General features: G+C 45.5%; 13 protein-coding genes. 3 read left to right on the plus strand and 10 right to left on the minus strand.

Features of this window, described 5'->3' with window-relative positions; genetic code table 11:
- The first annotated feature begins 191 nt into the window (after positions 1 to 191).
- Entirely contained in the window at positions 192 to 1,358 is a 1,167-nt protein-coding gene (locus QUB33_RS19635; protein WP_333352929.1) for an NB-ARC domain-containing protein, read from the plus strand.
- A gap of 93 nt (positions 1,359 to 1,451) precedes the next feature.
- Here QUB33_RS19635 and QUB33_RS19640 read toward each other — a convergent pair whose 3' ends face one another.
- Entirely contained in the window at positions 1,452 to 1,679 is a 228-nt protein-coding gene (locus tag QUB33_RS19640; RefSeq protein ID WP_190739090.1) for a type II toxin-antitoxin system HicB family antitoxin, read from the minus strand.
- Between the two features lie 447 nt (positions 1,680 to 2,126).
- On the opposite strand from QUB33_RS19640, the gene ffh reads away from it, so the two are divergent.
- The gene (gene ffh / locus QUB33_RS19650) at positions 2,127 to 3,575 is read left to right on the plus strand and encodes a signal recognition particle protein (RefSeq protein WP_333352932.1); all 1,449 of its coding nucleotides are present in this window, start codon (positions 2,127 to 2,129) and stop codon (positions 3,573 to 3,575) included.
- A gap of 163 nt (positions 3,576 to 3,738) precedes the next feature.
- On the plus strand, positions 3,739 to 4,347 hold the full coding sequence (locus QUB33_RS19655; protein WP_333352935.1) for a Uma2 family endonuclease: 609 nt from the start codon (positions 3,739 to 3,741) through the stop codon (positions 4,345 to 4,347).
- A 332-nt stretch (positions 4,348 to 4,679) separates the two neighbouring features.
- On the opposite strand, the gene QUB33_RS19660 is transcribed toward QUB33_RS19655, so the two are convergent.
- The 9 genes from QUB33_RS19660 to QUB33_RS19700 form a co-directional block, all read right to left on the minus strand.
- Positions 4,680 to 6,572, minus strand: a complete 1,893-nt coding sequence (locus QUB33_RS19660; RefSeq protein ID WP_333352938.1) for an EAL domain-containing protein — start codon at positions 6,570 to 6,572, stop codon at positions 4,680 to 4,682.
- Between the two features lies 1 nt (position 6,573).
- The gene (locus tag QUB33_RS19665) at positions 6,574 to 9,372 is read right to left on the minus strand and encodes an ATP-binding protein (RefSeq protein WP_333352941.1); all 2,799 of its coding nucleotides are present in this window, start codon (positions 9,370 to 9,372) and stop codon (positions 6,574 to 6,576) included.
- A gap of 364 nt (positions 9,373 to 9,736) precedes the next feature.
- Entirely contained in the window at positions 9,737 to 9,880 is a 144-nt protein-coding gene (locus tag QUB33_RS19670) for a hypothetical protein (protein WP_333352944.1), read from the minus strand.
- Between the two features lie 245 nt (positions 9,881 to 10,125).
- Positions 10,126 to 11,325, minus strand: a complete 1,200-nt coding sequence (gene lptC, locus QUB33_RS19675) for an LPS export ABC transporter periplasmic protein LptC (protein WP_333352947.1) — start codon at positions 11,323 to 11,325, stop codon at positions 10,126 to 10,128.
- Positions 11,326 to 11,522: 197 nt separating this feature from the next.
- Entirely contained in the window at positions 11,523 to 12,128 is a 606-nt protein-coding gene (locus QUB33_RS19680; RefSeq protein ID WP_006631885.1) for a LabA-like NYN domain-containing protein, read from the minus strand.
- A 93-nt stretch (positions 12,129 to 12,221) separates the two neighbouring features.
- Positions 12,222 to 13,826, minus strand: a complete 1,605-nt coding sequence (metG, locus tag QUB33_RS19685) for a methionine--tRNA ligase (protein WP_333352950.1) — start codon at positions 13,824 to 13,826, stop codon at positions 12,222 to 12,224.
- A 164-nt stretch (positions 13,827 to 13,990) separates the two neighbouring features.
- Positions 13,991 to 14,293, minus strand: a complete 303-nt coding sequence (locus QUB33_RS19690) for a hypothetical protein (protein WP_333352953.1) — start codon at positions 14,291 to 14,293, stop codon at positions 13,991 to 13,993.
- Positions 14,294 to 14,664: 371 nt separating this feature from the next.
- On the minus strand, positions 14,665 to 15,807 hold the full coding sequence (hrcA, locus tag QUB33_RS19695) for a heat-inducible transcriptional repressor HrcA (protein WP_445299541.1): 1,143 nt from the start codon (positions 15,805 to 15,807) through the stop codon (positions 14,665 to 14,667).
- A gap of 389 nt (positions 15,808 to 16,196) precedes the next feature.
- On the minus strand, positions 16,197 to 17,066 hold the full coding sequence (locus tag QUB33_RS19700; RefSeq protein ID WP_333352960.1) for an alpha/beta hydrolase: 870 nt from the start codon (positions 17,064 to 17,066) through the stop codon (positions 16,197 to 16,199).
- Between the last annotated feature and the right edge of the window lie 515 nt (positions 17,067 to 17,581).

Here is a 17,581-nt window from a genome sequence, read left to right on the forward strand (position 1 = left end):
TTGTGTTTGTAAGGCAATGATCTATATATATATTGCCTTACAGATTTTTTTGAGTTCACTTTTTCAGTGCCATTGATGTTAGAAATGTCGGTTCACAACTTTGGAAACTACTTTCTAAGGCATTGAAAAAAAATATTACTAAAAACAATTTTAGGACTGTATTAGAAAAGGCAAGTTTTTATAATTATCAATTGGCTATTGTTGAAAATGTAACAGGCGAGAATATAACTGTTAATCATAACGTTAACATTTGTCATGAAAAAGCCCGATCGCCCACTTCACCCCAAAACCCCCAACCAACAGCAAAACAGCCCCGCATCGACTTAGACGACGCACCAGAAATCTCGACATTTTTCGATCGCACATCCGAACTTTCCACTCTCAAACAATGGATTTTGGAAAACCGCACCCGTCTCATCAGCATCTTAGGATTAAGCGGAAGCGGCAAAAGTGCGATCGCCCTCCAATTAATCCAACACATTCAATATGAATTCGACTGTATAATCTGGCGAAGCCTCCGCGACGCGCCACCCCTCCAAACACTCCAAACCGACTTAATTAAATTCCTATCGCAGCAGCAAGAAACTAACCCCCCCAACCCCCCCTTATCAAGGGGGGGCGAAGATATTCAACCTCCGTCTCCCCCCCTTAGCAAGGGGGGGCTGGGGGGGGTAATAGACTATTTGCGATCGCACCGCTGTCTGATCGTCCTCGATGACGTGCAAACAATTTTCAGCAGCCAACAGCTAGCAGGAAACTATCAACCAGGATATGAAAATTACGGCACTTTCTTCAAACAAATAGCAGAATCATGTCACCACAGTTGCATAGTTTTGCTCAGTTGGGAAAAACCCAGAGAAATTGCAGCATTAGAAAGCCATCAGAAAAATTGTCAAACATTGCAACTCAATAGTTTAGGCGAACCAGCGCGAGAAATATTCACAGAAAAAGGCCTAGCCGAATCGGAAAAATGGTCAGACTTGATAGACCTTTACCGAGGCAACCCCTTGTGGTTAAACATAGTATCCGCTGCAATTAAAGACTTATTTAGCGGTAATATTTCTGAATTTTTCTCCTATGAGAGCCTAGTCTTAGGAGACTTAGAATATTTATTGCACCAACATTTTCAGCGTTTGTCCGACACCGAAAAACAAGTAATGTCCTGGTTAGCCAATCAAATCAAAGCAGTAGAAATATCCAAAAAGCCAGCCCTTCTGGAATTATCCCCTTCAGAATTCCTGAAATCCGTCGAATCCTTGAGACGGAGGTTATTAATCGAAAAAGTCCAAAAGGGCGATCGAACCCTCTTCACAGTCCAACCAGCGATCGCAGAATACATAAAAACCAACATCAAATAACTTCAAAACATCCCATTATAAAAACTATCGCCTTTCTACATAAAAGAGCGAGCGCCTGTTTTTTGGGGAAGGGATCTCGCTTCAAATCAATAATCAAGCAAACAGCAAGTTTTCTACTAGAGTTTTAGGTTCTGGGAGAGATTTACCATCTACCTGATATTCTTCAACTAAAAGCTCTAATACCTCTACTGCATTCTGCAAAGCTTCTTCGTAGGTATCTCCATGAGTGTGGAACTGCTGAGATGGAAAATCAGGTAAGTGAACTAGGTAGCAGTTATCTTCATCCGACCATTGAATAACAATTATATAAGGTAATTTCATGATTCAGGTTCCTCTTCTTCAATTGCTTTCAATATTCCAATTTTTCGATTAACTTCTCTCTCTAAATACAGTTTCGCATCATCGCCATCATTTCCAGCAATGGTAATTGGTTCATGATAGTAGTAAAGGATGAACCCATCTTGTATGGTTGCCTTTTGCCGAACGATAAGTAAACCCAGCTTTTAGCAACAGGCTTTTGAGTTCTCGAATATTTTTGGGCCTAAGCAGACATTAAAATTGTGGCAAGGTGACGGAAATACTTTAATCCTATTCCAGAAAATAGGGTTTGTCAAAACGTACCCTACTACATGAAATTGAATTAGTTTCAGCATCAATCCGCGTTCCTCAGCGGTTAGAAAATAAAAACATTCAACTTTCAGCAAAACCCCAATCCAAAAACTCCAATTTAGCCTAAAATTAAAAATACTGACTAGCCTACATTGCCCTATGTTTGAAGCCCTTGCCGATCGACTCGAATCCACCTGGAAAAAACTGCGCGGACAAAATAAAATCTCCGAGTCCAACATCCAAGACGCGCTCAAAGAAGTCCGCCGCGCCCTCCTGGAAGCCGATGTCAACCTCCAAGTCGTCAAAAACTTCATCGGAGAGGTAGCGGCAAAAGCACAAGGCGCAGAAGTCGTTTCAGGCGTCCGTCCCGACCAACAATTCATTAAAATCGTCCACGACGAACTCGTCCGCGTCATGGGGGAAACCAACGTACCCCTAGCCACCGCAGACTCCGGGCCCACAGTTGTCCTGATGGCCGGTTTGCAAGGAACCGGGAAAACCACAGCTACCGCCAAACTAGCGCTGCACCTCCGCAAACAAAATCGTACCGCACTGCTAGTCGCAACCGACATTTATCGACCAGCCGCGATCGACCAATTGCTCACACTCGGCAAACAAATCGACGTACCGGTATTTGAATTAGGCAAAGACATTGACCCCGTAGAAATTGCCCGCCAAGGCATCGAACACGGCAAACAAATCGGCATCGATACCATCATCGTCGATACAGCAGGCCGCCTGCAAATCGACCAAGACATGATGGCAGAATTGGGCCGCATCAAACAAACAGTACAACCCCACGAAACGCTGTTAGTTGTTGATGCCATGACCGGCCAAGAAGCAGCAAATTTAACCCGCACCTTTCACGAACAAATCGGCATTACCGGCGCAATCTTAACCAAATTAGACGGCGACAGCCGCGGCGGTGCAGCTTTATCCGTGCGGCAAATATCCGGCGCGCCGATTAAATTTGTCGGCGTCGGCGAAAAAGTGGAAGCCTTGCAACCATTTTATCCCGATCGCATGGCATCGAGAATACTCGGCATGGGCGATGTCTTGACGCTAGTAGAAAAAGCGCAAGAAGAATTCGACATCGCCGATGCCGAGAAAATGCAAGAGAAAATGCTCACGGCAAAGTTTGACTTTACCGACTTTCTCAAGCAAACCAGACTGTTAAAAAATATGGGTTCCCTCGGCGGCATCCTGAAAATGATTCCGGGGATGAACAAACTCTCAGACGAACAAATGCGACAGGGAGAAGTGCAGCTAAAACGCACCGAAGCCATGATCAATTCGATGACAGTTGAAGAACGCCGCAATCCCGAACTTTTAGCAAGTTCTCCATCCCGCCGCCGCCGCATCGGCAAAGGCGCCGGCTACACTGAAAACGACGTAACTAAGCTGGTGAGCGATTTCCAGAAAATGCGTACCATGATGCAGCAAATGAGTCAAGGCAACTTCGCCGGCATGGGAGGAATGCCCGGAATGCCCGGAATGCCCGGAATGGGCGGCCCCGGAATGCAGCCCGGTTCCCGCGGCTATATGGGTGCCCAGCAGAAGAAGAAAAAGAAAAAAGATAAGCCTAAAAAAGGTTTCGGACAGTTGTAGAAAGCGTCAAACATATTGCACCATTGTCAAAAATTTGTAGGGGCGGGTTCACCGATCGTAATTGCCTAAAACGCACAATTTCGTAAACCCGCCCCACCCCGTGCGAGAGTCCTTTAACTTTTTTTTGTTGCCGAGTTCAATCTAAAAAAAACTGGAATTGAAGATGGTACAAATATTTACTGAACCAGAAACCATCTCTATAGAATTGCCAAACGCGATCGGCCTTTTTGTCACCCCAGAACAATTCGAGGCCCTAGCATTGGCAAATCCCGACTTGAGATTAGAAAGAAGTGCACAAGGAGAATTAATAGTGAATCCACCCACCGGAGGAGAATCAGGCAGTCGCAATCTCAGTATCAGCGGGCAAGTTGATCGCTGGTGCGAAGCACACGAAGATTTAGGAGAAGGCTTTGACTCTTCTACCGGATTCATCCTCCCCAACGGTGCTCGCCGTTCTCCCGACGCTTCCTGGGTGAGTCGAGCTCGCTGGGAAGCACTAACTGCAAAAGAACGTAAAGGCTTCGTTCCCCTGTGTCCCGACTTTGTAGTAGAATTGCGCTCGGCATCCGATAGTCTCTCCACCCTTCAAACTAAGATGCGGGAATATATCGACAACGGCGCAAGATTGGGCTGGTTGATTGACCCGCAAAACCGGCAGGTAGAGATTTATCGACAGCAAGCAGAAGTAGAAATATTAATCAATCCCGCCGAGTTATCCGGGGAAGATGTATTGCCAGGATTTGTGTTGAATTTAAGGCGAGTGTGGCGTTAGATAGCTTTTGATACCAAATCCGCACAATCCCAGATTCCGCACACCCCAACGGACAGCATACACTGCAAGAGTGCGACTCGAAGTCGATCGTTCGAGACAATAGTGAATCAAAATATCGGAAATTCTGTGTTACGGAGCATAAACCCGTTAGGAATTCCTAAACATTAACGTTCGGGCATGACGTAAATTTTATTAATTCATAAAATATCAAAAATCCCACCCAAACTAACTCTTAATTCCCAGCAGAATTGAGTTCGCATTATGAGAGTAGGGTTTTGGGCTTTTCCCACAAAATATTCATAAAATTTATTGCCGCCCAACTAGATGACAGGTCAGCTTACTACCCCTACTTTTGTGCCTAATAGTTCGGTTGCCTTTTCGCTGTCTACAGGCTGAGAAAATAAATATCCTTGCCCCAACTCACACCCCAACTCTCGGAGTTTCTGTAGCTGTGTTGGCGTTTCTATGCCTTCTGCCACGATATCCATACCTCGGCTGCGAGCCAGCGTCACGATCGTCTGGACAATTTCTAGGCCACTGTTGTCTGTCCCAATGCGACTAACAAAAGAGCGGTCAATCTTTAAGGTATCAATGGGAAACTCGTGCAAGCGGCTTAAAGAAGAGTAGCCCGTACCAAAGTCGTCGATACACAACTGAATGCCTAGAGCTTTTAGCTGCTTCAACATCTTTTCTTCCCTGGATACTGTTTCTAAAATGCAGCTTTCAGTAATCTCTAGTTTTAGACAGTAACTGGGAATGCCAGTCTGCTGCAAAATGTCCTCAATTCGATTGAGTAGGTTTACTTGCTTGAGCTGCACGCCGGAAAGATTGACATTAATCGCCAAGGGAGGTGTTTGGGGAAACTGTTGCTGCCAAATGCCGATCTGGTGACAAGCTTCCTGCAAAACCCACCACCCTAGTTCATTGATCAAACCAGTTTCTTCCGCTACAGGGATAAACTCGGCAGGCGGGTAGATAATGCCAGATGCGTGATGCCAGCGCACCAAAGCTTCAAAGCCACTCAGTTCCCCCGTAGAAAGGGAGACAATTGGCTGGTAGTGAACGCAAAATTCTTGTAGCGCGATCGCCCTTCTCAAGTCGTTCTCCAACTGCAAGCGCGTCATCGCAACAGTTTGCATAGTTGGATCGAAAATTTCGTAACACCCTCTGCCTTGAGCTTTAGCATAATACATTGCGATATCCGCATCTCTGAGCACGTCTTGGGGGCGAGCGTAACCCATTGTGCTCAGGATAATGCCAATGCTGATCTCGGTAAATACTTCATAATCATGCAAATTAAACGGCTGCCTTAATTGATGTTGGATGCGTTCAGCCACCCTGGTTGGTTCATCAATATCTTTAATATCTTCCAGCAAGATCACAAATTCATCTCCTCCAAACCGCGCAACTGCATCTGTATGGCGTAAACAAGCTTGCAGTTGACAAGCAACGCTTTTTAGTAATTCATCCCCAACCAAATGTCCGAGGCTATCATTGACGACTTTAAAGCGATCGAGGTCAATAAATAGCACCGCATATAAATAGTCTTCACGTCTGTACGACAAGTCGATCGCCTGTTGCAGCCGATTCATAAACCAAGCGCGGTTAGGCAACTGTGTTAGGGCGTCGTGAAACGCATCATGTCCTAATTTTTTTTCTCTTTCCAACAACTGAACTTGAGCCTGTTGAAGCTCGTTCACAGCTTGTGTAAGTTCAGCCGTTTGAGAAGCCACCCGTTCCTCTAACTCAGAAGTGAGTTTCTGCAAGGCGGCTTCCGCCTCTTTTCGCGCTTCAATTTCCTCTTTGAGAAGCACATTTTGCTCTTCTAGGGTCTTGGTCACATTTCGCAGTCTCAGGTGTAGTTGCACGCGGGCTAGGACTTCTTCTTGCTGAAAGGGTTTGGTGATATAATCTACTGCTCCCATTGACAGACCTTTAACCTTATCTACGCGATCGGTAAGAGCTGTCATAAAAATCACAGGGATATCTTTCGTTGCCACCGATGCTTTTAAGCGGTAGCAGGTTTCAAACCCATCTATACCCGGCATCATCACATCTAACAATATGATATTTGGCGAAACTTCTTGTAGCTTCTCAATAGCACTTTCCCCATCCTTAGCAACTAAAACCTTGAAGCCTGACTCCTTCAAAAAATCGAACAGAATTTTTAGGTTATTCGGGTTATCGTCAACAATTAAAATTACATTTTCTTTGTCGTTAAACATTTTACTCCTCTAAATGTTTTTTTACAAAAGCTAGTAGCTTTTTTTCTTCAAAATTTTTGGAAAAGTGCAATATTTTATTAGCAAATGGTAGATAGTTGCCGTCTATCTGCTTGAGTCTATCGGCTTCCTGCTCAACCACTTCAATATCGCCGATCCGAGCCGCATTAAACAGCGCTACCAGCTCTGTTGATGGTGGTATCACAAGCTCACCACTCTGAACATTTAACACATTAGTTAAACCTTCCCGCTGTTCGTTCCCTAAATCAGCAGGTTGGTCGTAAATCCATTCGATTTGCAAGTAATTCTTTAATACTTCCAGCAATTCGTCTACTTCGATAGGCTTTGACAGGAACTCGTTACAACCTGCTTCGTGGCTATTTTGGCGATCGAAGTTAAACACGCTGGCGCTGGATGCTATCAAGATTACATCTTTAAACTCTGATGATTGTCGCAAGCGTCGCGACATTTCAAATCCATCCATTACTGGCATCACTAAGTCTGTAATAATCAGATCGGGGTTAAACTCAGCAGCTTTAGCTAAACCCTCTGTTCCATTACAAGCTTCCATTATTTGAAAACCTAGGGGTTCTAAAATATTTCTAAGAAAAGAGCGATTTTCTAATCGATCGTCTACTAGCAGAATTTTATTTCTATTTCCTTTAAATCCAGTTAAATTTATTGAAGTATTGCTAGAATTTGGCTCAATATATTCAGAGGATGTAGTCAACTCTAAATCTAGAGAAAAAATGCTGCCTTGACCGAGTATACTCTCGACTTTTATTTCTCCTCCCATCATTTCAACAATTTTCTGTGCGATGGCTAATCCTAACCCAGTGCCTTCTGCCTTCTGTTGGCTATTTCCAACTTGTTCAAACGGTAAAAATATTTTTTCTAACTGTTCTGGGGCCATCCCAACCCCAGTATCTTGGATATGGAAACGAACTTTAGTAAGTGATGATTGGTCAGAGTCTTCCCCGTTACCTATTACGCCTACCTTAAAAATAACACCTCCTTTTTCTGTAAATTTAATAGCATTGCCCAAAAGGTTAATCAAAACTTGGCGCAGTCGTTTTTCATCAGCAGTGACAGAGTTAGGAAGTTGATTTAATACTTGATAATTAAATGTAATTTCTTTTTGTTCGGCTCGGATGCGGCACATTTCCACAACGCCCATCAGAAAAAAAGGAAAATTAAAAGCTGAACTGTAAAGTTCCATTTTACTGGCTTCAATTTTAGAAATATCTAAAATATCGTTAATCAGGGTGAGCAAGTGCGAACCACATTGGTGAATAATTTGGATAGCATCTTTTTGTTTAGGAGTGGTAGTTTTATCGCGTTCCATAATTTGAGCGTATCCTAGAATTCCGTTCAGGGGGGTGCGGAGTTCATGGCTCATGTTCGCGAGAAATTCGCTCTTGGCGTGGTTAGCAGTATCAGCGGCAATTTTTGCCTCTTTTAGCTCACTTGTCCGTTCTTCTACTCGATTTTCTAGCTCTGAGTTTGTCTTTTCTAAAGCAGCAAAAGACTCGCGCAATTGCTGTGCCATTTGGTTAAAAGATTGAGCGAGAATTCCCAGTTCGTCTATACCATTTACCTCTACTTTTTGGTCTAATTGACCGCTAGCGATCGCTCTACTCGCTTTACTCAAACGAAAAATAGGATGGGTAATCCAGCGGGAGGCGAGGATTCCTAACAACGTCGCCAGCATTAACGCTAAAACGCAGAGTAGGATAGTGCTGCGGGTATTGGCATTGATTTGCTCCATAAAGTCGGCTTCTGGAACAACTACAACAATCAGCCAATCAAGACCTCGACCATCTTGGAAGGGGGATACTTGCACGAACTCCCGCTGACCATTTAGGATGAAGTCTAGTTGCTGGTTGCTGCTAATTTCGGTGAAGTTACCAAAGCGTTCTATTAAATGCTGCGCTGTAGCTTTTATCAAAGGGACGGTGCTTTCAAGCGCTTTTAATCTTTGCGTTTTTTTGCCATCTGTGCTGTTAAGAAATGGCTGCTCGGCGGTGGAAGAAGCCACTAGCAAGCCCGAGCGTTCTATGATGAAAGTCTTTCCCGATTTACCAATTTTTAAGCTTTGGAGGAACTCGCCGATTTGTGAGAGGAACAAATCGGTACTTACCACTCCTATAAAAGTCCCCTTTTTGTCGTAAGCAGGTTGGCTAGCGGAGATTCCTAGGCTAGGTTGAATATAATATTGATAAATTTTATTCCATTGGGGTTTGCGTGCAACTTTTGCCGCTTTATACCAGGGTCGAATGCGGGGATCGTACTCTGGGTGGGTTTCCTTAAACTGAGTCGGGTTGCCCTCTTTATTTACGCTGACTATCGTATTAAGAAAATTAGTAGATTTATCGGTTATTTCAATAACAACACTGCCATCATCCTTATATCCAGCACCCGCATATTCTTTTCTTTCCCCTCCAAAACTAATGTAACTAACGGTGGGAAATTGCTTGAGCTGCCAGAAGAAGTAGCTTCTCATCGCACCCATATTGTTTGGATTCCACAACCCAAAGCGGCGAATGGCATCGACGCTGATGGCATTGACCAAATGGGGCGTTTCCAAGTAAGTGTTTAGTTGTTGATTGATGCGGGCTAGTACCTCCGTTCGTAATTGGCTAGTAACGTTGTTGACGGCAGTTTTGCCGTTGCGTAGCGAGAGCCAACCTGTCAGTCCCACAGCGGCAAAGATTTGCAGGACGAATGGTACGACTAAGACGAGGCGCAGCGGGATTTTTTGAGGCCTTTTTGCAACTTCGTCCTCACTTGCTATTAGTGTCATGGCGGAGTCATTTTAGTATTTGGATTGTATCAATAACAACAGTCCCTCACCCTTAATCATTTAAAGCGATCTCTATGGAAATTCTTGATTCCCTCTATATTGAGTACACCTCCATTTACTTGTAGGTCTTGACCTCAATATGAAGTGATCTAAGCATACAATTATATTCAGGACTTACGCACTATACGGCCTGAAACCCAGAGCCATCCTGACCCCCAGACCAACGCTTAAAAAGGCGGGAACTGCTCCCGGGAGAAACCGCTTCAAAAAGGCGGAACAGATCCCGGGAGCCACTTAAAAGCCCCCTGGTCAAGGCGTTTGGGGGATATATGCGTAAGTCCTAATACTGTAGAGTGCATAGTGCCTAAATCAACCCTAAACTCAACAGTGCCATTAGTTCAGGTTGAATCAGATGCGAAGCTGAAAAAGATTTGGCTGCACGGGCGATCGCCAGAAACGCAGCGGGCTGAGCGAGATAGCGTTGAAATCCGCTGTTTGGCAGTTTCATGTTTTCCTCCCGCCCTACGTCTAATCTCCAATACCCCATCTAAAAACGGCAGCCGTACCCCCGGAGGCGAGATATGCAGTTCAACAGCCTTAAACTCTGTCCAACTTAATCAGCCAATTAAGATAGGTTCATCAAGCCTTTCTAAAATTGTTTGTACATTTGTTGTCATCGCAACCCCTGCTTACTCAATCTAATCTTAATTAGATTTGCGTTGGGTGTTCATCTGCCCGCATCTGCGATCGCAATTATTGCTGTCCCAAAGTTCCCTTGTACTCGTCGGGTACAAATTCCGTAACCACTTGGCCGCCACCACCGTCGCCTTTGACAATCACAGTTTGATTTTTCAACTCTCCCGCCGCCCTCGGCCCTGTCAAATTAAACACCGGATTTAGTTGCTTGTAAACAACATTTCCTTCGGCGTCGAAAGTCTGGTTAGTTAAATACCACGTTACGCGATCGGTATTTAATTGAGCTTGACGTTTTTCCCCGATGCCTACTACATTTCCCGTCAAATAAAAAACTTTTTTTTCTAAATCGCCCCGCCCCGTATCCCCAGTCATTGTCACCTTTTCCACACGGTGAAAAACCTTCACAGGCCCGGGCGATATCACAGATTGCGCCGGAAAATTCCAACTCATCAAACTGCTTTCTATTTGTAGCGGCGGGTCTGATGGCATCAACTGAGCGTTTTTTGTCAGCGTCGCAATCTTGGTTTTTAGGTCTACATCTACTCGATCGGCAAAACCGCTGTCTGTTACTATTTTATCTTTGTATCTGTCAATTTGAGTCGGTTTGTCACTGTTTACCTTTTGCTGCTCCACAAACCACACTAAGTGCTCGGTTCGCAATTGCAAAGCCGGATCTTTAACATTCGCCACCACAGAGCCGAATAACTCCATCCTCTTAGCCCTACTGAAAACCCGCGCTTCCTTCGCTGAAGCCGTCACCTGTTTGTTCTCTCCGGTCAAATTGTTGCGGACAACTAAAACATCTTCCTTCGGCCGCCACTCCAACTCATTTCCCCGCAAAACCACTCCATTTTTCAGGTCTTTAGCAACTATGTTACCTTTGAGAAAAACCTGATTTCCTTCCTGAAATACCTGCCCCGTTTCTCCCTGAATGTCGTAAATTTCTTTGCCGTCCTGAAACAATTTGCCCACGGGTTTCTGAACGTTAACTATCTTTTTGTCTTTGCTGTAAACGGCATTTTGCGAGTTTACTTTCCAGAACGTCTCGCCCTTTTCGTTTGCTTGTTCTAGAGTTACTTTGTTTAAAGTTAAAGTGCTGTTTGACTGTTGAGCAGTTTTGATATCCTCCGCTAATTTGTTCTTGGGAGCCTCTTGCGGAATCGCACAAGCACCAATCCCCAAAATCAGTGCTGATAAAAATAGCAGCATCAATTTTGGGGATTTGAAATTGGGAATTTGGGATTTGAGATTAATCATTGGGAATGGGAAATTGGTAATCGGTAATTGGGAATTGAGAATTGGGAATTGGTAATTGATAATTGGGTATTAAAAAACACTTAATCAAAAATTAAAAATGTGTCATGCTTTGTCTAAATTTTTAACTTCTAATTCTCAATGATTCAACCCATTAATCATCACCTATTAACCGTTAGCAATTACCCATTACCAATTCCCTATCTGTCGTCGTGTTCCTCCATCAAGCTCAGACCCGACAAAGGGCGGTAAGCATAATTAGGGCGCGATGTTTTTTGGATGTCGTCCTTAATCATTTCCAAATCGATATAGCGATCGGCTACATTAATCAAACTGTCGCTCGTCATCGATCGCAAACTCACCACCTCCACCCGCACACCGCGATAGCTCACAGCGTCTACAGCATAAGCCAAATCGCCGTCACCGCTCACCAGTACCGCCGTATCGTAAGACCCCACTAAAGCCATCATATCCACAGCGATTTCTACATCTAAATTCGCCTTCTTAGAGCCGTCAGGCAACTGTACCAAATCCTTAGAAATCACCCGGTAGCCGTTGCGACGCATCCACAGCAAAAACCCCTGCTGTTTCTCGTTAGTGCGATCGACACCCGTGTAGAAAAAAGAGCGCAGCAGCCGCGAACCCGCAGTTAAACGGCACAGCAGCTTAGTGTAATCAATCTCAATTCCTAACTGCAAAGCCGCGTAAAAAAGGTTAGAGCCATCAATGAAAATTGCTACTCGGCCCCGATTTTCTAGAACCTGTTCCGGCGTAAAAAGGTCGTTGCTTTCTATTCTATTCAACATGATTGTTATGCCTCAATTTTTATGAAAGATTGGTAAGGAAATAACTGCTAATTCGTAGTCTGTCATAACACCCATAGCGCTGGCTGCCAACTCTTAAGTTACTGTTTCCAGCAGTTCGAGTCGCTTAAACACTGGTTGGGGTTCCCCCAGAGTTTGGTTTGCCGGCAAAGCGCCCCAGGCAGCATGAGCTGCAAAATTCGCTAAACTGTTAACTGTAACCCGATCGTTAAAGTCAATTGAAAAACCTAGCTGCTGATAGATAGCGTTGCTGATATTTGGAATAATCGGCGATAAAAGGTAAGATGCTAGTCTAACAGATTCCAGAACAGAATATAGCACTTGTGCGACACTTTCGATCTGTCCCTGCTTGTACAAACTCCAAGGTGCTTGCACGTCAATAAACTTGTTACCGGCTCGCACTAATGCAAGCACGGCTTCCGAAGCCTTGCTAAAAGCCAACTCTTCGTAAAAACCCGCTACTTGAGCGCCCAAATCCAGGCTCATAGCCTTGAGAAGGTTGTCGCCGTCAATGTTTTCTCCCAACACATTCGGTACGCAACCACCGCAATATTTTCGAGCCATATTTAGGGTACGGTTAAGCAAATTTCCCAAATCATTTGCTAGCTCAGCATTCAATATATTGATAAACCGAGTTTCGTTAAAATCGCCGTCCTCTCCGAACTCAATTTCTTTGAGAAAATAGTAACGCACTGCATCAGCGCCGTATTTGTTGACCAATTCGACAGGGTTTAAAGTATTACCCTCCGTTTTCCCCATTTTTTTGCCGTCTTTGGTCAAAAACCCGTGTGCGAAGACGCGGCCCGGCACCGGCAGATTCGCTGACATCAGCATTGCCGGCCAGTAAACTGCGTGGAAGCGAAGAATATCTTTGCCGATCAAGTGCAAGTCAACCGGCCACCATTTAGATAAAGCATTCTCCAACATCGGGTCGCTGTCCGGATCTAGCAAGGCGGTGACGTATCCCAGCAAAGCGTCAAACCAGACGTAGATGCTGTGACTGGGGTCAACTGGCATTGGCAGACCCCATTCGAGATTCACTCTAGAAATCGAAAAGTCTTGCAGTCCAGAGTTGACGAAACTGAGCACTTCGTTGCGTCGGCTTTCGGGCGCGATGAAGTCGGGACGTTCTGCGTACAAGGCCAGCAGTTGGTCTTGATAGCGCGACAGACGGAAAAAGTAATTTTCCTCGTCGCGCCACTCAACTTCCTTGCTGGTGTGGACGGAGCACCGATTTCCGGGCAACAATTCCCGTTCATCCTTGAATTCTTCACAGGAGACGCAGTACCAGCCTTGTTGCTGGTTCAAGTAGATGTCGCCGGAGTTCCAGACGCGCTGGAAAAATTCTTTGACAATGTACTCGTGGCGCCGCGAAGTTGTGCGGATGAAGCGATCGTACTGGATGTCGAGTTGCTTCCACAGCGCCTCAAACGCCGGAACCACTGAATCGCAGTGAGCTTGGGGCGATCGTCCCAAACTCTCGGCTGTCCGCTGAATTTTCTGCCCGTGTTCGTCCGTCCCCGTAACCAGCAAAACAGATTTGCCCCGCAGCCGCTCAAATCGGGCTACGGCATCCGCAGCCATAGTCGTGTAAGCACTGCCAACGTGAGGTAAATCGTTTACATAATACAGAGGCGTTGTTATCGCAAAGGTATTTTTAGTTTTATCAGTCGATTTCATTGAATGCTAAAAGAAAATTCCCTAAATTCCGTTTCGATCTTAACTCAGCGGTTAAATTTTTTATGGAGTGGCAATCAAGCCAAATTCACTGCAAGTTATTTGCAATTGTTTAACCCGGGCTATTCCCAAAAGAAATATTGCTTTCATATCAACACTAATCTTTTTTAGTTCTTTTTGACGATCTCTCTAAAATGTCTTAATATTTTGACATTCTGCTGCCTTGGGAAGCGACGATCGCGGGCTTCGGGCCGCCTCAATTTATTTGTCGCAGCAGCTATCCCTAGAGCGGGCGATCGCCCTACCCGGTTTGCAACTAAACTCATCGGTTGGGCTGCTAAACCTGCCATTTGATTAACACTCCGCGACCACTTTCTGTAAATGCGCGATCGCTCGCCATCGCAATCTTTTTCTTCCAAGCGCTGGAAAGTCGCTCCCCCGTAACTCCTGCCACTTTCCGAGCCGCTCATGGACGCAGAAACCGGGTTGTTTAGGAAACTCTCTGGTCAAGCGCGAAGCTTTAGTTTCTTACCCCAAAACATAGTATAAAACCCACATTTCGCATCCTCAACTCTCACTATCGGTTTTTACTTATTTTGATCCAGTAATAAAACTATAAATTCTACTGTTATACCGTATATTAACGGATAAATAACTATTTAAAAGCATAATTTATTACTTCAAAGATAGAGTTTTCTGCGTAATTATACTGTGTAACACCGCTGGGTGCGGAATGTGGGATAAAAGCCTAGGTTTTTTGTCACAAAACCCGGTTGATAAAGGTTGCGAGTACGTCCACAGACAATAAAACCCCAAGCCAGTTAAGCTTGGGGATCTCACATTAGGGTGCATCTAACAAGGGATGATCCGATCGCCCTCGATCGCCATCAGGAAAACTCACTCGATTTCCGCCAATAGCTTCTGACAAATAATCGGCTGCAGCTTCCACAACCGCGATCGCATTTTCATAAACCATCCGCGTCGGCCCCAAAACCCCAACACTACCCACCGGCACTGATCCCCGGCGGTAAGTCGAAGAAATGAGAGTACAGCCACGAATTGGTTCTAAAGAATTTTCCGAACCAATACGCACCGTTACCCGCTTCCCGGGGATGTCCAATTCAGGCGATTCAAAAATCAAAGGCCAAAGCAGTTCTTGCTCTTGTTCGAGCAGTTGCACCAGGGTTTGAACTTGCTGCAACTGCGAAAACTCAGGCAAGCGCAGCGCTTCTGCTAAACCGCCGATCAGAATCCGCGTGTAGGTTGGATTGCTTTGGCGGCTGCTCAAAGCAGTCAGCATGGTTCCCATCCACTCAGCGTACAGTTCAAAGTCCCGGTCTAACTCGCTCCAGTCTACAGCCGAGAGTTCCGAGAGCGATCGTCCCCGCAACTTGCTGTTCAAAAAATTCGACAAAATCTGCAATTGGCGATCGACGATTTCCACATCAGGCGTGTTACCTTCTGCGTCCCTCGGCAACTGCACCAAAACCGACTGAGTTTCGTAGGCATCCGTCACCACGATCAGCATCACCTTTCCGGGCTCTAGCTGCACCAGTTGCAAGTGGCGCAAGCAAGCCATATTGGTTTGCGGTATGGTGATCATTGCTATGTAACCGCTGATAGTTGCCAGAATTTGAGCTGCGCCGCGGAGTGCCGCGTCCATGCGGCCGTCCGACCAATTGAGCTGGTCTAGTACCTGTTCTACCTTGCGGGCCAGCGTATCAGACGGCTGGATCAACTGGTCTACATAAATTCGGTAGCCCGAGTCAGAGGGGACTCGTCCTGCCGAAGTGTGGGGCTGATAAAGCAGTCCAGCTTTTTCAAGAGTCCCCATCGCATTGCGAATTGTAGCTGGGCTGACGCTGAGGTTGAATTCGTCAGCCAAAGCTTTTGAGCCAACGGGTTCCGCTGTAGCTATGTAGTGGCGAACCGTTGCCCAAAGGATGTGTTGTTGCCGATCGGTGAGGTTAACGCGCACAGATATTTAAGCAGAATTAGAATTTAGAGTTGAAAGCCACTATTTAATCGAAACGTCTGTCCGAAGAGGGCGAGCGGGCAGACTTATCTATTTAAGATAACAGATTTAGGCGAAGCCAGAAGGAACAGGGAAGAAGCAAGAGGTAAGAAGGAACAGGGAATAGGGAAGAATGTTTTAACTTTTAACTTGTATAGCAACCGCCCGGACGGTTAGGACGTTCTTAATTGCACTTTACCCATGCGGTCAATTTCTTCCTTCTCTCCTAGATAACAACTAAAGCCTTCTCCGTTCTTCCTTCTTCTTTCTGCTATAACTTTCTATTTGGTAGCTTCGTTTCCCCGAGCCGGATCTCGGCCCAATGCCCGATTCCTCGGCTTTGTTTTGCCCAATTCCCTTTAAGTGTCTTCTTTCAGAATATTTTGCAGATAACTAGCCACTGCGTCCGGCTGTTCCACCATTGCCAAATGGCCACAATCGGGAAGCTGAAGGACATTCTCGCCGCAACCTTGGAACATCCAGTGAAAGCTAGCCAAATGCAGCACGTATTTTGGTTCCATAATTTTGTCTTTAGTACCGGCAATAAAATAAACAGGCTGCTTGAGTTGGGAGACAATTTGCGGCAACAGGTGAATCTCCGGTTCTGTGGTCGAGTCCAACAAAGCCCCCAAAGCTGCCTCTGGATGAGCTCCCACGAAATCTATTAAGCGCTGCCGTCCCCAGGATCTGCCGATCGGGCGGGCTACAGAATCGCGGGCAAACAGGTAATCTGCTAAGGGCAAGCGAGGCAGCCAGCCGGGACGCATTGTCACTAGCTGCTTGCCGACCGCTCGAAACCGCTCGAATTCTTCCTTAAGATAGATGCCGCCCCCTGCATTGATGCAGACCACGCCTTTAACGCGATCGGACAATTTGCTGGCTGCCCATAGAGCGATCGTACCGCCCAGAGAGTGTCCCACCAGCCAAGCAGAAGATATATCGAGTTTTTCGAGTAAAAGTTCCAAATCGCGAGCGTAAGCTGCGGGAGTGTAGCAGGAATTTAGCGGTTCGGAACATGGGCGATCGTCGCCGGAGTCCGATTGAGAATCGCCAAACCCCCGCAAATCATAGGTAAGGCACTGATAGTTTGATGCCAAGCGATCGGTCAAAGGTTGCCAGTAGTGGCGGCTTAACAGCCAGCCGTGGACAAATACCAGAACCGGGGAAGTTGCAGTCGGAGCCGTCAACTCGTAAGTGTGCCGAACCCCTAGGATGTCGATTGTTGCCATACTTTTATCCTACCCGCTCCATAAGACCTATGTAAACCTATGTATAGCCTTTCTCAGAAAGAGAGAGTACGCCGAAACCCTGTGTTCTCAAGCTTTCTCAGTGGAATTGTTTATCTCATCTACCCAAGAAGCGCTATAAGTAAGTCAAAAAGACTCAACTTTATCGATTTACCGCTTACTTCCTGCTGCAACGCGCGGTCTTAAGTTGACGCTACAAGATTTTTGTCCAATTCACTGGCAATCTTGGCCTAGCTTGCCCTTTTATCCGATCACCTTGGAATAAATATTCCTTCCAACCAGCGTTCTATGTTTTTTGCAGTATTCAAATTTCTGTCTGCTGTACGATCGCAAGGGGGACATACATCAGCGCGATTTTTTAAGGGCATTTTGCGGTCATAATTTTCCCCACTTTAGCCACTTATAAAGTCGTAAACCATCGGATATCAGTGTCAATTTAGACAAACAAATATTTTTGTTTGCTAGTTACAAATTAACTTCGTAGATCCCATATTAAA

The organism is Microcoleus sp. B3-A4 (assembly GCF_036705385.1).
GTDB lineage: Bacteria > Cyanobacteriota > Cyanobacteriia > Cyanobacteriales > Microcoleaceae > Microcoleus.